Genomic DNA, 17,941 nt, shown 5'->3' with positions numbered 1-17,941 from the left:
TGGTTATTCCTTTTCAAAAAGAGCCGTAATATTTTTTGATAACGCTTCAATAGACGTTTTGTTCGTTGGAGTGACAAAAATGGTGTCATCACCTGCAATGGAACCCAAAATTCCCTCTGCTTTTCCAATAGAATCTAATAGTAATGCAATGAGCTGTGCGGCTCCTGGCGTTGTTTTGATAACGACTAGAGCTGCATTATGATCAATATCAATAATGAGATGTTTTAGCTGACTGGATGTTGTTGGCATACCTTGTTCTGGTGGTAAATAGTAAACCATTTCCATTTTACTATTACGTCTTCTTACCGCCCCAAATTTAGAAAGCATTCGAGATACTTTAGATTGGTTAATATGCTCAAATCCAAGTTTTTGTAACGCGACAACAATTTCACTTTGTGAACTAAATTTTTCTTCACGTAATAATGATTTAAATGCTTCAGAAAGAGAATCCATTTTTTTCACTGTAGTTGATCCTTATTATGTCAATATATCGAATTTATTGGGTAATTATGTGGTTTTTATCTATTTAAATCAATTTTAAACCTCTTTTTTATAAAAAATTTGCGAAAAATCACAAAATTTAACTTTGGTATTTGAATTTCTGCTTACTTTTTTTTAGACTGTCACCAGTTATTATTTAAATTGACAAAAAGAGGACATTATTATGAAAGTAACAGTATTAGGTGCCGCAGGCGGTATTGGTCAAGCGTTAGCCTTATTATTGAAATTACAGTTACCAGAGGGTGCAGAGTTAGCATTATATGATATTGCACCTGTTACTCCAGGGGTTGCAGTAGATATTAGTCATATTCCTACTGCAGTAAAAGTGAAAGGCTATGCGGGAGAAGATCCTACTGAAGCATTAAAAGATGCAAAAGTAGTCTTAATTTCAGCGGGTGTAGCACGTAAACCTGGTATGGATCGTTCAGATTTATTCAATATCAATGCAGGCATTATTCGTAATCTTGCAGAGCACGTTGCGAAAACTTGTCCAACCGCTTGTGTAGGAATTATTACCAATCCTGTAAATACAACCGTTGCTATCGCAGCAGAAGTATTGAAAAAAGCAGGTGTTTATGACAAAAGAAAATTATTTGGAGTAACAGAATTAGATGTTATCCGCTCTGAAACGTTTATTGCAGAATTAAAGAAAAAAGATGTGGATACTGTGACTGTTCCAGTAATTGGTGGGCATTCAGGTGTAACCATTTTACCATTACTTTCTCAAGCAACGGCTGCTGAAGAGAAAATTAGCTTTACAGCAGAAGAAGTTGAGCAATTAACTAAACGTATTCAAAATGCAGGTACAGAAGTTGTTGAAGCAAAAGCAGGTGGTGGATCAGCAACCCTTTCAATGGCTCAAGCAGCAGCACGTTTTGCTCTTTCTGTCATTAAAGGTTTATCTGGACATCAAGCTTTAGATTATGCTTATGTAGAAGGTGATGGCGAATATGCTCGTTTCTTTGCACAACCTATTATTCTAGGTCTTAATGGTGTTGAGGAAATATTGCCTATTGGTCAATTAAGTGATTTTGAAAAATCAGCATTAGAGGCAATGTTAGAAACGTTAAATAAAGATATCGCTACTGGTGAAGAATTTATGGCATAAGTTTTTGAAATAAATGGATAGCGGTAAGATTTTGATCAAAATTTGCAAAAAGAGATCAACATTTTACCGCTTTGTTTTTATTTATAGTCAATAAAACTTATAAAGCCTCATAAAGTTTAAATGCCTGTCTATCAGACATACTGGCCAAGTAATCACAAATAACACGGGGTTGCTTTGATTTTTCTGCTTGATGCCATTGTTGGCGGATTGCTTGAGGGAGTAAACGTAAAGGTTCACTACTGAGCATATCAAAAACATCCATTAAAATACGTTGTCCTTTATATTCTACTCGCTGAGTTTTGATATCCATAATTACAAAATCATAAACAAATTTTTTAAGTACTTTTAACACTTCAAAAACATCGTCTGGTAACGTCGCATTAAAGCGAAGTAGTGGTTCTTGAAATTGATTATGTGCCTTCCATTGTACATTGGTAATAAAATAATTGACTAATGATCCAATAATATCTTTACGTTCATAACGATGAATAGAGAATAATTTTTCGGTCATTTGAGGAAGAAAATCTTTAATCCATTGTGACTGACATTGTTGAAATTGTTGTTCAGCATATTTCCAAAATTGAGGGGAGACCATTCCTATTACAATAGCATCTTCTAAATCGTGTACTGCATAGGCGATATCATCTGCCAATTCCATAATGCTACAATCTAAGGATTTATAAAGTGGTTTACTTGGTTCTAGAGACTCATCACTTTGTTTTATGGTGCAGAATAATTGTTTATCTTGTTCTGAAAGAGGATCAAGAACCCAATTAAACATCGTTTCATCATCACGATAAATTCCTTTACTTGTTTTAAAGTGATGGGCGTTAATGAAATTATTATTATTTATTGCGGCATATTGTTGAGGTTTGGTTTGATCTAAAAAGACAGGGTATTTCAATATGCCTAATAATGCTCGACGAGTAAGGTTCATTCCTTCGTGTGCAGTGTAAGATTCTAAATGGGTAACAATTCTAAATGTTTGTGCATTCCCTTCAAAGCCACCGTGATCTCGCATTTTATAATTTAAGGCAGTTTCACCTCCGTGTCCAAATGGAGGATGTCCGATATCGTGCATATAACAAATAGATTCAATTAAACTACGAGAAGGGAGCAAAGCGGTAAGATTATGTTGAAAATTTGCAAATTCTTGTGAAGAAGTGACCGCTTGGAAACTGTTTAAATCATTAATAAGTTTTGCTCTTATACTATTTCCTATTTGAGCGACTTCTAAAGAATGGGTTAAACGAGTGCGATAAAAATCATCTTCTCCTATTGCGTGAATTTGTGTTTTGGCTTGTAAGCAACGAAAGGCCTCTGAATGTAAAACACGGCCTCGATCTCGTTGATAAGGAGAACGATGATCTTTATCTCGTTTTTGACTCTCTCTTAAACGTTGCATCCATATTTCTGAAACCATAGTATTATCCTTTTATTATATTTTTAAGAATATTGACGTTAATAGTGATTTAGAAATAATACATTATTTAAACAATTATAGAAGTAGAAAAATAAAAAATCCCTATAATATTGCTATTATAGGGATTCCTAAAGTTTATTCGATAATAGGATTTAGCTTAAAATTAGCGTTTAGCCCATACCGTATTTTTTTAACTTTTTACGTAATGTTCCACGGTTTATTCCAAGCATTGTAGCCGCACGTGTTTGATTTCCACGAGTGTATTGCATTACCATATCTAGCATTGGATGTTCAATTTCAGATAGTACCAATTCATATAATTCTGTTGGATCTTGACCATCTAATTGAGATAGATAATTTCTTAACGCTTGTTTTACACTATCACGTAACGGTTTATTGACTTGTTGAGCTTGTGAGTTCAGCATTGCAACCGTTAAAGGATTTTGCTGTGGTTTTTGTTCTAACATTGTTTCTTATCCAAAATTAATTTTTTAATAAAAACTTCTAATGCATTAATTTGCTCTGTTGTTGAGGTTAATGTATTAAAAGTACGCTTAAAGTTAGAGTGAGGTTGAAGTTGTTCAACATACCAACCTATATGCTTTCTCGCTATTCGATAACCTTTTTGTTCACCATAAAATTGGTGAAGTTCTCTTATATGCGTTAGCATTGCTTGGCTTTTCTCATTTAATGAGAGTGTTGAAACTTGACCAGACTCCAAAAAATCGGCTATTTCTTTAAATAGCCAAGGGCGACCAAGACAGCCTCGCCCAATCATTACTGCATCAGCACCTGTATAATCCAAAACAAATTTTGCTTGCTGTGCAGAGGTAATATCCCCATTGGCAATAATTGGTATTGATACTGCTTGCTTTACTTCTTTTATATTGTCGTATTCCGCTTTTCCTTTAAATAGACAGCTACGAGTTCTTCCGTGAATCGTTAATGCAGAGATATTGGCCTGCTCGGCAATTTTTGCAATTTCCAAACAATTTTGATTAGCTAAATCCCAGCCTGTTCTGATTTTTAATGTAACAGGAACATTAACCGCATTTACAATAGCCTCTAAAATACGAGCAACCTGATCAGGATCACGTAAAAGAGCAGAACCTGCCATTTTTCTGTTTACCTTTTTTGCAGGGCAACCCATATTAATATCTATAATTTCAGCACCATAATCTACATTTATCTTTGCAGCCTCTGCCATTTCAAAAGGATCTGAACCTGCAATCTGTACGGCATTTACGCCAATTTCACGATGGTGAGCGAGGCGTAATTTTGATTTCTCAGTATGCCATACATCAGGATTAGTAGACATCATTTCTGAAAATGTTAATCCTGCACCAAATGAGCGACATAATCGGCGAAATGGTAAATCTGTAATTCCAGCCATTGGTGCGAGGAAAATACGCCTTTTAAATTCATATTGTCCTATTTGCACTGCCGATCATCCTCTCAGTTGTATGAGATTTAAACAAATTTGGTTTTAATTATATCAAAAACAAAAAATACGGTATAAACCGTACTTTTATATAAACGCTGATGCTCAAGATATTCCTGATCTAGGGGGCGAATAATACACATTTTTTTTCGCTTTGGGAAGTATATTTTTTGCTCAAATAGAAAAAAAGCATAAAAAAGTGATTTTAAAAGTAAATTCCCACTAAAATGCTACAAAAAAATCCCAGTCCAACGTAGTTATTATTCAAAAAAGCACTAAAACATTTCTCTCGCTCTCTTTTTTTGGTTAATTTGTACTGGTAAATAAAAAAACAACAAGGAATAATAAGAGTGAAGTAGTACATAAATGAAAAAGATTTAACTAATCCAAGGAGTATAAAGAGTAATAATGTTGTAATTTGTAATAAATTGATGATTTTATTATCATATTGAGCAAAAAGAATTGCCGTTGATTTCACTCCAATACGTAAATCATCATCACGATCAACCATTGCATACTGTGTATCATAAGCAATGGTCCAAACTAAATTAGCTAAAAATAGGATCCAACACGCTAAAGGTAGCGTTTCAGTCGTCGCACTAAATACCATTGGAACAGACCAGCCAAAAGCTATACCTAGAATTAATTGTGGTAAATGGGTATAACGTTTCATAAATGGATAAATAATAGCCAGCCCTACAGCAACAAGGGAAAGTAATATTGTTAAATAATTAAGTTGCAACACAAGTAAAAAGGCCATTATCAGTAAGGTAATAAATAATATTTTAGCTTCTTTAACTGTGACGGACCCCTTTATTAATGGACGTTGTTTTGTTCTTTTCACTTTTCCATCAATATGGCGATCTGCATAGTCATTAATCACACAACCTGCTGCACGCATTACAATCACTCCGACAATAAAAATAGCAAACAGAGAAGAATTAATATTTCCTTCTGTAGCTAAAAATAATGCCCATAGTGTTGGATAGAGAAGCAACAAAGTGCCAATAGGTCTATCTAATCGCATTAATTGATAATAACCGAGCAATTTTGAGTGTGAAAAATGCTGTTTTACAAAATTATTCATAGCAAAGATGGACTTGTACACTTCTATTATTTAAATGTTGTTCTATTTCTGTTGGTAATTGCGCATCCGTAAAAAGGTGATTGATTTCACGGAGATCACCTAATCGAACAATGGCTTTGCGATAAAATTTAGAATGATCTGCTGCTAGAATAACTTGACGAGAACTATTCATTAACGCTCTTTTTACTTTTACTTCGTGATAATCATAATCTAGCATTGAACCTTCATCATCAATGGCACTAATACCTAAAATACCAAAATCTAAACGAAATTGACTAATAATATCTATGGTTGTTGAACCAATAATACCCCCATCTTGACGCAAATTTCCCCCTGCAATAGTGACTTGGAAGTCGTCTTTCGGTAATAAAATATGAGCTGCATTGAGGTTATTAGTGACAATACGTAAATCTTTATGAGAAAGTAGCGCTTGAGCAACTGCTTCGGCGGTTGTGCCAATATCTAAGAAAAGAGATGCGCCATTAGGAATAATTTTTGCAATATGTTGAGCAATAATATTTTTTTGACGAGAAAATAGCTGTTTACGATCGCTATAATCACTATTTTCACAATTTGTTGGAATACCAGCTCCACCGTGATGACGACGAATTAAATTATTTTCAGCCAATTCATTTAGATCTCGGCGAATAGTTTGCGGACTTACATTTAACTTTGCCACTAATTCTTCTGTGCTGATATAACCTTGCTGATTAATAAAATCAATAATTTTATTATGGCGGATAGACTGTTTCATTTTATTCTCCTAATAAGCGGTATGATTATTACTAATTTTTGCAAAAAATTGCATAAATCATACCGCTTATATATGTTTGTCTTTTGTTTGTCGCTTATTTTCAACTTTTATCAATGATATTTCAACCAATTTTCTTTGATTTTGTGATATAATGGTGCTAATTTTTTACATCTATTTTCTAAAAAATTAAGGGAAATAGTGTAATTTTTTTACAAATTATAATTAGGACATTTTCAATGAGCGAATTAGCCAAAGATACTATTCCAATCAGTATTGAAGAAGAATTAAAAACCTCTTACCTTGACTATGCAATGTCAGTCATTGTCGGACGTGCATTACCCGATGTGCGAGATGGTTTAAAACCCGTACACCGTCGAGTATTATTTTCGATGGATCAAAGTGGAAATACATCAAATAAATCTTATGTAAAATCAGCCCGTGTGGTCGGGGATGTAATCGGTAAATATCACCCTCATGGTGACACTGCTGTTTACGACACCATTGTACGTATGGCTCAGCCATTCTCATTACGCTATATGTTAGTGGACGGACAAGGTAACTTTGGTTCGATTGATGGCGACTCGCCTGCTGCAATGCGTTATACCGAAGTACGTATGCAGAAAATCACCCAACAATTATTAACGGATTTAGATAAAGAAACCGTGGATTTCTCGCCTAACTATGATGGCAAAGAGATGATCCCTGACGTTCTTCCAACCAAAATCCCTGCATTGTTAGTCAACGGTTCATCGGGTATTGCGGTCGGTATGGCAACCAATATTCCGCCACACAACTTAAATGAAGTGTTAGACGGCTGTTTAGCTTATATGGATAATGAAGAAATTACCATTGATGAGCTAATGCAACATATTCCAGGTCCTGACTTCCCAACAGCGGCGATTATCAATGGTCGCAAAGGGATCGAAGACGCTTACCGCACAGGCCGTGGTAAAGTTTACGTTAGAGCAAAAGCCGAAGTAGAAACCAATGCCAAAGGGCGTGAAATTATTGCGGTCACTGAATTACCTTATCAAGTAAACAAAGCCCGTTTAATTGAAAAAATTGCCGAATTAGTGCGTGATAAAAGGTTAGAAGGTATTAGTGGCGTCACGGATTTATCCAATAAAGACGGATTACGTGTTGAAATTGACGTAAAACGTGATTCTGTGGGCGAAATCGTATTAAACAACCTTTACGCTTTAACTCAAATGCAAGTCACATTTGGGATCAATATGGTTGCCCTTGATCACGGTCAGCCAAAATTATTTAACTTAAAACAAATTATTGAAGCCTTTGTTAAACATCGCCGTGAAGTGGTCACTCGTCGTACTATTTTTGAATTGCGTAAAGCACGTAGTAGAGCCCATATATTAGAAGGTTTGGCGATCGCATTGGCAAATATTGAACCTGTGATCGAACTAATCAGAGCGTCAAAAAGCAAAGCAGAAGCACAAGAAGCATTACTTTCTCGTTCGTGGGAATTAGGTAATGTAGCAGGAATGTTAGAGGCTGCAGGTGTTGATGCTTCTCGTCCTGAAGACTTACCAGAAGAATTTGGGGTGCGTGAAGGACAATACTATTTATCAGATACCCAAGCTCAAGCAATCTTAGAGCTTCAACTACACCGTTTAACAGGTTTAGAACATAATAAAATTGTTGATGAATATAGAGCTATTTTAGTTGAAATTGGTGAGTTATTATATATTTTAAATAGCCCAGAGCGTTTAATGGAAGTGATCCGTGAAGAATTAGAAGCGGTTAAAGAGCAATTTGGTGATGAACGCCGTACAGAAATTACCGCAAGTACAGCGGATATTAATTTAGAAGATTTAATTACGCCAGAAGATGTAGTTGTTACCCTTTCTCATACGGGTTATGTGAAATATCAACCGCTTTCAGACTACGAAGCACAACGTCGTGGTGGTAAAGGTAAATCTGCAACCAAAACCAAAGATGATGACTTCGTAGAACGTCTGTTAGTTGCAAATACCCACGATACGATTTTATGTTTCTCAAGTCGTGGACGTTTATATCAATTAAAAGTGTATCAATTACCACAAGCAAGTCGTGGTGCAAGAGGTACACCTATTGTAAATATCTTACCATTAGATAAAGAACAAAATGAGCGTATCACAGCGATCTTACCAATCCAAAACGGCGACTTCTCTGCGGAGAAATTCGTAGTGATGGCAACCGCAAGCGGCACAGTGAAAAAAGTCACCCTTGATGCGTTTAGTAAAGTCCGTTCAAACGGTTTAATTGCCTTAAACTTACGTGAAGGTGACGAGCTAATCGGTGTGGATATTACCGAAGGCGACAGCGAAATTATGTTGTTCTCAGCACAAGGTAAAGTGGTTCGCTTTGCAGAAACTGCCGTGCGTGCAATGGGACGTACTGCAACAGGTGTTCGTGGTATGAAGCTGGCATTATCTAATATAGAATTACCAGAGGACGATAATGAAACAGATGTTGAAGATGAAACATCAACGGTTGATTTAAAAGCAGATAAGATTGTTTCTTTAGTGATACCAAAAGAAGAAGGTGATATTTTAACTATCACTGAAAATGGTTATGGTAAACGTACTGTCTTAACAGAATATCCAATTAAATCACGTAATACTAAAGGTGTGTTATCCATTAAAGTAAATGAACGTAATGGTAAAGTGGTTTCTGCTGTTCAAGTAGAAGAAACCGATCAAATTATGTTGATTACTGATGCGGGTACACTGGTTCGTACACGTGTTCACGAAGTCAGTCTTGTGGGACGTAATACGCAAGGAGTTCGTATTATTCGAACTACAACCGATGAACGAGTAGTTGGACTAGAAAAAGTTTGTGAAATTGAAGAAGATGAAGTGGATACGGTTGAAGCAACAGAAGTTGAAATAACAGAAACTACACAAGAGTAATTTAAATTTATGTAGGGGCGTGATTAGCAAACTTTGTTTGCGTATATCCGCCCGTTGCTCGATATAAAATTTCTCACGAAATATGATTAAATCACAGTCGGTTGAATTTTATAAAAAGGAAATATTTATTGTATGATGTGTGTATTTTTAGGACTATAATACGATTCATTTTTTACTAATGAGTAAATGTTACACCGTCTTTTGACAAATTACAGTTTTTGCTTTTATAATGTTGTAACTACATATTGTAAATAATTATTTATGCGAACAGTTTGGAAGCAGGATTTTCCTGATACTATTATTGATAGAGCCTTAAAAGATGCTACTACTCACCCTTTATATCTAAAAGCCAAAAATGGTGATGTAAAAAGTGGTTATTTTCTTGCAAGAGATTTAGTTACACAACGAGCGATTCAACAGTTGAATCAACTAGTTATAGATAAAAAGAAAACTGTAATTGTACCAGTACACGCCCTTGAAACTATTAGTATAAATATGATCCCTTTAGCTATATCGCAGGTATTATCTGCACATTTAGGTATCCCTATTTGTACTGATATTGTTCAATCAACAAAAGTATCAAGGACGTCTAAAGATGGTTGGTATCGAGTTGCTAATAGCCCTAGGTTTAAAGGTGATTTTCCAGCGGGTTATCACGCAATTATTTTAGATGATACACAAACACAAGGTGGAACACTTGCTGCTTTAAAAGGATTTATTGAATATCAAGGTGGTGAAGTTATTGCAAGTTATGCTTTAACAGGAAAGCAATATTCAAAACAATTACGACTTTCAACAAACACATTAAAAACATTAAGAGAAAATTATGGCACACTTGAAGAATGGTTTATCGAACAAAAAGGCTACAGTTTTGCCTGTCTCACAGAATGGGAAGCCCGTTTTATTCTCAACAGTAGAAGGACACCTGACGCAGTTAGAAATATCTTATTTGAGAAAGAGCTTAAAGGACGGATTGAAAGAAATCCAAAACTTGAAGAATTAACTTAATTTATGAAACTGTGTTTTACTGTGTAAGTCCTAAGAAGAGGGCATACCTTGTTTCTACAAATATATTAAAATCACCTAAAATGTAGCGTCAAGGTATGCCTTGACGAGTTTCCATATTTCAATATGGTAAATTTTATTCAAAATCTTACCGCTTGATTTCTTTTTAATTCTTTAAAAGGCAAATAAATAAAATGAATACACAAAATCCAACCATTGCCCTTGTCGCTGGCGAAATTTCTGGTGATATTTTAGGGGCGGGGTTAATCAATGCGTTGCGTTTACATTATCCGAACGCAAAATTTATCGGCGTTGCAGGTGAGAAAATGCAACAAGCTGGCTGTGAAACCTTATTCGATATGCAAGAACTTTCTGTGATGGGGTTAACAGAAGTGATTAAACACTTACCACGTTTATTAAAACGTCGTAAGCAAGTGATTAACACTATGTTGGAACTTAAACCTGATATTTTTATCGGCATTGATGCCCCTGATTTTAATTTATATGTGGAAAATAAATTAAAGCAACAAGGCATTAAAACCGTGCATTATGTCAGCCCTTCAGTTTGGGCGTGGCGACAAGGTCGAGTGCATAAAATTGCCAAAGCAACCAATCTTGTTTTAGCCTTATTGCCTTTTGAAAAAGCCTTTTATGATCGTTTTAACGTGCCTTGTAAATTTATAGGACACACAATGGCGGACGCTATTCCATTAAAGCCCAATCGCAATGAAGCCTGTGAAAAATTAGAACTTAATGAAAAAGGGCGTTATATGGCGATTTTGGTAGGTAGCCGTTGCAGTGAAATTGAGTTTCTAGCTGAACCATTTTTAAAAACTGCTCAAATACTTAAAGAAAAACACCCTGATTTACAGTTTTTAGTTCCCCTTGCGAATGAAAAAACACAGCGACTTTTTGAGCAAATCAAAAGCAAAGTTGCCCCTGAATTAGAACTTATTATTCTACAAGGAAAGGCTCGCCAAGCAATGATTTGTGCTGAAGTCACATTGTTGGCTTCAGGAACCGCTGCTTTGGAGGCAATGCTATGTAAATCACCAATGGTTGTCGGCTATAAAGTAAAAGCACTTACTTACAGTATTGCTAAAAAGTTAGTAAAAACAGAGTATTATTCTTTACCTAATTTACTTGCAAATGCACCGCTTGTACCTGAACTTATTCAAGAGGAATGTAATCCTGAAAATTTAGTTTGGCACTTGAATAATTATTTACTTCAAGATCCAGAAAGTTTGAAAGAGAAAAATGAATTAAAACAAATTTTCACTCAGATCCATAAAGAAATCCAATGTGATGCAGATATGCAAGCCGCATTTGCAGTGATGGAATTGCTTTGATGCTTTAGAAACCTAACCTAGATCAAATTTTTTGTGATCTTGTTCACTTTTTTACAAGACAAAAAAGCAAAATAGTTTTACTATATACAGTATTATTTTTTTATTAACTTTTATTTAGAGGAAATACAAACAATGGCAAAAATTGTTAAAGTAATCGGTCGTGAAATCATCGACTCTCGTGGTAACCCAACGGTTGAAGCTGAAGTGCATTTAGAAGGTGGCTTCGTAGGTTTAGCAGCGGCTCCATCTGGTGCATCAACTGGTTCTCGTGAAGCATTAGAATTACGTGATGGCGACAAAACTCGTTTCTTAGGTAAAGGTGTTTTAAAAGCAGTTGAAGCTGTAAATGGTCCTATCGCAGAAGCAGTTGTGGGTAAAGATGCATCAGCTCAAGCTGAAATCGACCAAATTATGATTGATTTAGACGGTACTGAAAACAAATCTAAATTCGGTGCAAACGCAATCTTAGCGGTTTCATTAGCAAACGCAAAAGCAGCCGCCGCATCAAAAGGGTTACCTTTATATGCTCACATTGCTGAATTAAACGGTACAGCAGGTCAATACTCTATGCCATTACCAATGATGAACATCATCAACGGTGGTGAGCACGCAGATAACAATGTTGATATCCAAGAATTTATGATTCAACCAGTGGGTGCGAAAACATTAAAAGAAGCATTACGTATCGGTGCTGAAGTATTCCACAACTTAGCGAAAGTATTAAAATCAAAAGGTTTAAATACCGCTGTGGGTGACGAAGGTGGTTTTGCACCTAATCTTGCATCAAACGCTGACGCATTAGCTTGTATCAAAGAAGCGGTTGAAAAAGCAGGTTATGTTTTAGGTAAAGACGTTACTTTAGCGATGGACTGTGCATCATCTGAGTTCTACAACAAAGAAACAGGTATGTATGAAATGAAAGGTGAAGGTAAATCATTCACTTCTCAAGAGTTCACTCACTACTTAGAAAAATTATGTAATGAATACCCAATCGTTTCAATCGAAGACGGTCAAGACGAGTCTGACTGGGACGGTTTTGCATACCAAACTAAAGTATTAGGCGATAAAATCCAACTTGTGGGGGACGATTTATTCGTAACGAATACTAAGATCTTAAAAGAAGGTATTGATAAAGGTATCGCTAACTCAATCTTAATCAAATTCAACCAAATCGGTTCATTAACTGAAACGTTAGCAGCAATCAAAATGGCGAAAGATGCTGGATTCACAGCAGTTATTTCACACCGTTCTGGCGAAACAGAAGATGCAACTATTGCTGACTTAGCAGTTGGTACAGCAGCAGGTCAAATCAAAACGGGTTCAATGAGCCGCAGCGACCGTGTTGCTAAATACAACCAATTAATCCGTATCGAAGAAGCATTAGGTGAAAAAGCACCTTTCTTAGGTTTAAAAGCGGTTAAAGGTCAAGCGTAATTTAATAGTTAATCCATAATAAAAATACCACTAAGTTTAAACTTGGTGGTATTTTTTTATGTGTTCTAGGGCTGAATTTTAATTATTTAGACGTTTATAAAAGGGTATAAAATTGCCATAAAAGTTGCGATTGTCCAAGCGGTCATATTTTTAATATTTTTTCCTAATAATAGCCAACCCAACATAGCTAAAATGCAAAATTGTATAATAAAGTAACCGCTTACTGTTACATAATTAATGAGTTGTTGTGGTAAAAGATAAAGCACAAAGGCTGTCCAAATATAATTTAATACCGCAACCATAAGTGCAAGTTTAACTAATATTTTTAAAAATGCTTCTAAACGGCTTTCTGCCAGAACTAAAAACCAACCTGCAAGTAATATTCCTAATAAAATTTGAGCAAAATTATTTGCCCTTAACCAGTTAAATAATGAAGGTAACTCAAACCAATAAATTGCAAAATATTGGATAAATCCTACCGCTATAATACCAAGGGCACAATAAATCATCGTGTTATAAACACTTTCCTCTTTAGGTTTTGGTAGTCGCCAATATATGATAGATAAGAATACGGCAGCCAAATTACTAATAATTGCAGGGGAGTGTTTTGGGGTAAATATAACGGAATATAAAAAATTCCCTATACTGAAAATGACAAGCAACGTTAAGACAAAAGTAAAACGTTTTCTTTGACCATTACAAATTTCACCTTTCCACAATACAATAAAACTGATTAAACCTAATGTAAAAAAGGAAAGTAAATAAGGCGAGATAAAAATGCTATTTCTTGGCGCAGAATAAAAATTTAATGCCATTTCAATAAAAAGCATTAACACTAATGGTAGTGATGCGTGAATAGCGATTTCTTGTTTAGATTTTGAACTGTGATTATGCATAATAAATAAATTTAGCGATGATTTTAAAGGGGTATTATGCCATAATGTGAGCACTTTGTAATAACCCAATTAGGAGTTTTAATGCGAATTTTACATACAATGTTTCGAGTAGGCGATTTAGAGCGTTCTCTTCACTTTTATACAAAAATTTTAGGAATGCGTTTACTCAGAATGAGTGAAAATAAAGAATACAAATATACCCTTGCTTTTGTAGGTTATGAGGATGAAGACAAAGGAGCAGTTATTGAGTTAACCTATAACTGGGGAACAGAAAATTATGACTTAGGTACTGCTTATGGACATATTGCTCTGGGAGTGGATGATATATATGCAACTTGTGAAGCGATAAAAAAAGCAGGGGGTAAAATTACTCGTGAAGCAGGTCCTGTGTTAGGTGGCAATACTATTATTGCATTTGCAGAAGATCCTGATGGTTATAAAATTGAATTTATTGAAAATAAAAGTGCCCAAAAAGGACTAGGTAATAGCTAAGGAGCAATCAATGTATCAACAACAAATTTTAAGTGAATTACAAGAAGCCGCAGATGTTTTGAATAAATTTATGACTGATGAAAAAAATATTCAGTTAATTCAAGAGGCGGCATTATTAATTTCAAATAGCTTTAAACAAGGTGGTAAGGTACTATCTTGTGGAAACGGAGGTTCGCATTGTGATGCAATGCATTTCGCCGAAGAATTAACAGGGCGTTATCGTGAAAATCGTCCAAGTTACCCTGCAATCGCTATTTCTGACGTTAGTCATTTAAGTTGTGTAAGTAATGATTTTGGTTATGAATATGTGTTCTCTCGTTATGTAGAGGGGGTAGGAAAAAAAGGAGATGTATTATTTGGGCTTTCCACTTCTGGAAATTCACAAAATATTATCAATGCAATGCAAACTGCCAAAGCCAAAGGAATGAAAACCATTGCAATGACGGGTAAAGATGGTGGGAAAATGGCAGGAATTGCAGATATCGAAATTCGTGTTCCGCATTTTCGTTATGCTGATCGCACTCAAGAAATACATATTAAAGTTATTCATATTCTAATGATGTTAATTGAATTTGAAATGGCGAAAGACGTTTAATACCTCACTTAAAAATAGAGAATTGCAGCATAATTTAAATTATTTATTATGTTGCAATTTTTTATGGAAAATTTGCAAATTTTTCTTTCAATCTAACCGCTTTAACTATATTATTAACCGCTTTTATTTTATACAAAAAAATGATAAAAAATTATTCAATTCATTTTTATTAATTATTACTCATTCTCGATATTTAGGAGGGAAACAACAGTAGATGGAAAAGCCAAATCAAACACCCATCATTGAATTACATTCATTAACCAAGCGTTATGATGATAAAACAATTATTGAAAATTTCGATCTTACCATTAATAATGGTGAGTTTTTAACTATTTTAGGTCCTTCAGGTTGTGGTAAAACAACAGTATTACGTTTAATTGCAGGATTAGAAGAGCCAAATGGTGGGATGATTAAACTAGATGGTAAGGATATTACTCATATTCCTGCAGAACATAGGCACGTCAATACCGTGTTCCAAAGTTATGCACTTTTCCCTCATATGACGATTTTTGAGAATGTGGCATTTGGTTTAAAAATGCAAAAAGTACCCAATACAGAAATTAAACCTCGTGTAATGGATGCGTTAAAAATGGTTCGTTTAGATCAAATGGCGAACCGTAAACCAAGTGAGCTTTCTGGTGGACAACAACAGCGTATTGCGATTGCTCGTGCGGTGGTCAATAAACCAAAAGTGTTATTACTGGATGAATCTCTTTCTGCGTTAGATTACAAATTGCGTAAGGAGATGCAAAATGAATTAAAAGAATTACAACGTCAGCTCGGTATTACCTTTATTTTTGTGACTCACGATCAAGAAGAGGCATTAACAATGTCAGATCGTATTATAGTGATGAATGAAGGAAACATCGAGCAAGACGGCACACCTCGTGAAATTTATGAAGAGCCGAAAAACCTATTTATTGCACGCTTTATTGGTGAAATCAATGTATTTGAAGCAACCGCAATTGGACGTATTGATGCGAAAACCGTAAAAGCAAATGTAGAAGGTCGAATTTGTGATATTCATACGGATCTTCCTGTTGTTGAAGGGCAAAAATTAAATGTTTTATTGCGTCCAGAAGACATTGTAATTGAAGAGCTTGATGAAAATGAAAGTGCTAAAGCCGTAATTGGTCACGTAACCAACCGTACCTACAAAGGAATGACCTTAGAAACCAACGTGATGCTTGATCGTAACGGAATGAAAGTATTAGTTAGCGAGTTCTTTAATGAAGACGATCCTAATATCGATCACTCAGTGGGTCAGAAAGTGGCACTGACTTGGTATGAAGGTTGGGAGGTTGTACTTAACAATGAAACTCACGAGTAATAAATTTCAAAAAGTAACTATCGCTGTTATTTTTATCTGGTTGGTTTTCTTCGTTTTAATGCCAAATTTATTGGTGTTTGTGACCAGCGTAATGACCAAAGATAGCAGTAATCTTGTTGAATTTACTTTTTCATTAGATAGCTATAAACGTTTAATTGATCCGCTTTATTCAAAAGTATTATGGAATTCTTTGTATATGTCAGGAATTGCCACAATATTATGTTTATTGGTGGGTTACCCTTTTGCCTTTTTAATTGCAAAAAGTCCTAAAAAATATCGTCCATTTTTACTCTTTTTAGTGATTTTACCATTTTGGACAAATTCACTTATTCGAATTTATGGAATGAAAATTTTCTTAGGTGTAAAGGGGGTGTTAAATAACGCATTATTAGCAATAGGTTTGATTGATAGTCCAATTCGTATTTTAAATACTGAAGTGGCGGTGATTATTGGTTTAGTCTATATTTTATTGCCTTTTATGATTTTACCCCTCTATTCTTCAATTGAAAAATTAGATAATCGCTTATTAGAAGCAGCAAAAGATCTGGGAGCAAATGGTTTTCAGCGTTTTCTACGCGTTATCTTACCATTAACAATGCCGGGTATTATTGCTGGCTGTTTATTAGTATTACTTCCTGCAATGGGAATGTTCTATGTCGCAGACTTACTGGGTGGAGCAAAAGTGCTATTGGTGGGTAATGTGATTAAGAGTGAATTTTTAGTCACTCGTAATTGGCCATTTGGTTCAGCAATTAGCGTCGCTTTAACGGTATTAATGGCAGTGATGTTATATATTTACTACCGAGCCAATAAACTATTAAATAAAAAGGTGGAGTTAAGCTGATGAAACGTGTATTAAGAAACCTTTTTAGTCTTGGTGTCTATGCTTTTTTGTATATTCCAATTGTTATTTTAGTGGTTAACTCTTTTAATGCTGATCGTTATGGAATGCGTTGGAAAGGGTTTGATTGGAAATGGTATGAACGTTTATTTAACAATGATACTTTAATGCAATCTGCGTTACATTCAGTCACTATTGCCTTTTGTGCCGCTACCATTGCGACTATCATTGGCGGTTTAACTGCGATTGCGTTGTATCGTTATCGTTTTAGAGGTAAACAGTTCGTGGGAGGAATGTTATTTGTTGTGATGATGTCGCCAGATATCGTAATGGCGGTTTCATTCCTTGCACTTTTTATGTTTGTTGGAATGGCATTAGGATTTTGGTCATTATTATTTGCACATATTACATTCTGTTTACCTTATGTAGTAGTAACGGTTTCTTCACGATTAAGTGATTTTGATGGAAAAATGCTTGATGCAGCAAGAGATTTAGGGGCAAGTGAGTTTACGATTTTAAGCAAAATTATTTTTCCTCTAATTCTGCCTGCAATAGTATCAGGTTGGTTACTCAGCTTTACTATTTCACTAGATGATGTTGTTATTTCTTCTTTTGTAACAGGGGTGAGTTATGAAGTATTGCCATTGAAAATTTTCTCTTTGGTAAAAACGGGAGTAACACCAGAAGTTAATGCTCTGGCGACTTTAATGATTGTATTCTCACTTATATTAATTATTTTAAGCCAATTAATTGGTAAAAAAAGTAAGATAAATTAA

At 35.0% G+C, this 17,941-nt stretch carries 17 protein-coding genes; 10 read left to right on the top strand and 7 right to left on the bottom strand.

Going from position 1 to position 17,941, the window contains the following annotated elements; genetic code table 11:
* Nucleotides 1-3: 3 nt before the first annotated feature.
* Complete coding sequence (gene argR / locus U9966_RS09980; RefSeq protein ID WP_211598330.1) at nt 4-462, bottom strand: transcriptional regulator ArgR; 459 nt, start codon at nt 460-462, stop codon at nt 4-6.
* Nucleotides 463-664: 202 nt separating this feature from the next.
* Between argR and mdh the strand changes: the two genes are divergently transcribed.
* Nucleotides 665-1,609, top strand: a complete 945-nt coding sequence (gene mdh / locus U9966_RS09975) for a malate dehydrogenase (protein WP_211598328.1) — start codon at nt 665-667, stop codon at nt 1,607-1,609.
* Nucleotides 1,610-1,706: 97 nt separating this feature from the next.
* Here the strand turns inward: mdh and U9966_RS09970 are convergent, their stop codons facing one another.
* From U9966_RS09970 to U9966_RS09950, 5 genes are all read right to left on the bottom strand, one after another.
* A complete protein-coding gene (locus U9966_RS09970) occupies nt 1,707-3,032 on the bottom strand; it encodes an anti-phage deoxyguanosine triphosphatase (RefSeq protein ID WP_306346419.1) in 1,326 nt (441 codons plus the stop codon).
* A 170-nt stretch (nt 3,033-3,202) separates the two neighbouring features.
* Nucleotides 3,203-3,499, bottom strand: coding sequence for a DNA-binding transcriptional regulator Fis (fis, locus tag U9966_RS09965; protein ID WP_211598324.1), 297 nt, complete (start codon nt 3,497-3,499; stop codon nt 3,203-3,205).
* The gene (gene dusB / locus U9966_RS09960) at nt 3,493-4,473 is read right to left on the bottom strand and encodes a tRNA dihydrouridine synthase DusB (protein ID WP_211598322.1); all 981 of its coding nucleotides are present in this window, start codon (nt 4,471-4,473) and stop codon (nt 3,493-3,495) included. The genes fis and dusB overlap by 7 nt, the downstream gene beginning before the upstream one ends.
* Before the next feature lie 205 nt (nt 4,474-4,678).
* Nucleotides 4,679-5,560 (bottom strand): 4-hydroxybenzoate octaprenyltransferase, encoded by an 882-nt coding sequence (gene ubiA, locus U9966_RS09955; protein WP_211598320.1) that lies wholly within the window; start codon nt 5,558-5,560, stop codon nt 4,679-4,681.
* Nucleotides 5,553-6,314, bottom strand: a complete 762-nt coding sequence (locus tag U9966_RS09950) for a DeoR/GlpR family transcriptional regulator (RefSeq protein WP_306346418.1) — start codon at nt 6,312-6,314, stop codon at nt 5,553-5,555. The genes ubiA and U9966_RS09950 overlap by 8 nt, the downstream gene beginning before the upstream one ends.
* A 236-nt stretch (nt 6,315-6,550) precedes the next feature.
* Between U9966_RS09950 and gyrA the strand changes: the two genes are divergently transcribed.
* The 4 genes from gyrA to eno all read left to right on the top strand — a co-directional run bounded on the left by gyrA (nt 6,551) and on the right by eno (nt 13,011).
* Nucleotides 6,551-9,223 (top strand): DNA topoisomerase (ATP-hydrolyzing) subunit A, encoded by a 2,673-nt coding sequence (gene gyrA, locus U9966_RS09945; protein WP_306346417.1) that lies wholly within the window; start codon nt 6,551-6,553, stop codon nt 9,221-9,223.
* Nucleotides 9,224-9,484: 261 nt separating this feature from the next.
* On the top strand, nt 9,485-10,231 hold the full coding sequence (locus U9966_RS09940; protein WP_306346416.1) for a type I phosphoribosyltransferase: 747 nt from the start codon (nt 9,485-9,487) through the stop codon (nt 10,229-10,231).
* 191 nt (nt 10,232-10,422) lie between these two features.
* A complete protein-coding gene (lpxB, locus tag U9966_RS09935) occupies nt 10,423-11,577 on the top strand; it encodes a lipid-A-disaccharide synthase (protein ID WP_306346415.1) in 1,155 nt (384 codons plus the stop codon).
* 132 nt (nt 11,578-11,709) lie between these two features.
* Nucleotides 11,710-13,011, top strand: coding sequence for a phosphopyruvate hydratase (eno, locus tag U9966_RS09930; protein WP_211598312.1), 1,302 nt, complete (start codon nt 11,710-11,712; stop codon nt 13,009-13,011).
* An 86-nt stretch (nt 13,012-13,097) separates the two neighbouring features.
* Here eno and U9966_RS09925 read toward each other — a convergent pair whose 3' ends face one another.
* Nucleotides 13,098-13,910: a hypothetical protein gene (locus U9966_RS09925; RefSeq protein WP_306346481.1), complete on the bottom strand. Its 813-nt coding sequence runs from the start codon at nt 13,908-13,910 to the stop codon at nt 13,098-13,100.
* A gap of 78 nt (nt 13,911-13,988) precedes the next feature.
* Here U9966_RS09925 and gloA point away from each other — a divergent pair, with 78 nt between their 5' ends.
* From gloA to potC, 5 genes are all read left to right on the top strand, one after another.
* On the top strand, nt 13,989-14,399 hold the full coding sequence (gene gloA / locus U9966_RS09920) for a lactoylglutathione lyase (protein ID WP_306346414.1): 411 nt from the start codon (nt 13,989-13,991) through the stop codon (nt 14,397-14,399).
* Between the two features lie 10 nt (nt 14,400-14,409).
* Complete coding sequence (gene lpcA / locus U9966_RS09915; protein ID WP_306346413.1) at nt 14,410-14,994, top strand: D-sedoheptulose 7-phosphate isomerase; 585 nt, start codon at nt 14,410-14,412, stop codon at nt 14,992-14,994.
* A gap of 214 nt (nt 14,995-15,208) precedes the next feature.
* A complete protein-coding gene (gene potA, locus U9966_RS09910; protein ID WP_306346412.1) occupies nt 15,209-16,324 on the top strand; it encodes a spermidine/putrescine ABC transporter ATP-binding protein PotA in 1,116 nt (371 codons plus the stop codon).
* Complete coding sequence (gene potB / locus U9966_RS09905) at nt 16,308-17,168, top strand: spermidine/putrescine ABC transporter permease PotB (protein ID WP_306346411.1); 861 nt, start codon at nt 16,308-16,310, stop codon at nt 17,166-17,168. Before potA ends, potB begins: the two co-directional genes overlap by 17 nt.
* Entirely contained in the window at nt 17,168-17,941 is a 774-nt protein-coding gene (gene potC, locus U9966_RS09900) for a spermidine/putrescine ABC transporter permease PotC (RefSeq protein ID WP_306346410.1), read from the top strand. Before potB ends, potC begins: the two co-directional genes overlap by 1 nt.

It is taken from the genome of Pasteurella atlantica (assembly GCF_963693435.1).
Lineage (GTDB): Bacteria > Pseudomonadota > Gammaproteobacteria > Enterobacterales > Pasteurellaceae > Phocoenobacter > Phocoenobacter atlanticus.
This window is presented reverse-complemented; position numbering and strand designations above follow the sequence as displayed.

Bases quoted from the DNA above. Each gene is read 5' to 3' on its own strand.
- mdh (WP_211598328.1), top strand. From the start codon at position 665: ATGAAAGTAACAGTATTAGGTGCCGCAGGCGGTATTGGTCAAGCGTTA.
- U9966_RS09970 (WP_306346419.1), bottom strand. From the start codon at position 3,032: ATGGTTTCAGAAATATGGATGCAACGTTTAAGAGAGAGTCAAAAACGA.
- fis (WP_211598324.1), bottom strand. From the start codon at position 3,499: ATGTTAGAACAAAAACCACAGCAAAATCCTTTAACGGTTGCAATGCTG.
- ubiA (WP_211598320.1), bottom strand. From the start codon at position 5,560: ATGAATAATTTTGTAAAACAGCATTTTTCACACTCAAAATTGCTCGGT.
- U9966_RS09950 (WP_306346418.1), bottom strand. From the start codon at position 6,314: ATGAAACAGTCTATCCGCCATAATAAAATTATTGATTTTATTAATCAG.
- gyrA (WP_306346417.1), top strand. From the start codon at position 6,551: ATGAGCGAATTAGCCAAAGATACTATTCCAATCAGTATTGAAGAAGAA.
- U9966_RS09940 (WP_306346416.1), top strand. From the start codon at position 9,485: ATGCGAACAGTTTGGAAGCAGGATTTTCCTGATACTATTATTGATAGA.
- lpxB (WP_306346415.1), top strand. From the start codon at position 10,423: ATGAATACACAAAATCCAACCATTGCCCTTGTCGCTGGCGAAATTTCT.
- eno (WP_211598312.1), top strand. From the start codon at position 11,710: ATGGCAAAAATTGTTAAAGTAATCGGTCGTGAAATCATCGACTCTCGT.
- gloA (WP_306346414.1), top strand. From the start codon at position 13,989: ATGCGAATTTTACATACAATGTTTCGAGTAGGCGATTTAGAGCGTTCT.
- lpcA (WP_306346413.1), top strand. From the start codon at position 14,410: ATGTATCAACAACAAATTTTAAGTGAATTACAAGAAGCCGCAGATGTT.
- potA (WP_306346412.1), top strand. From the start codon at position 15,209: ATGGAAAAGCCAAATCAAACACCCATCATTGAATTACATTCATTAACC.
- potB (WP_306346411.1), top strand. From the start codon at position 16,308: ATGAAACTCACGAGTAATAAATTTCAAAAAGTAACTATCGCTGTTATT.
- potC (WP_306346410.1), top strand. From the start codon at position 17,168: ATGAAACGTGTATTAAGAAACCTTTTTAGTCTTGGTGTCTATGCTTTT.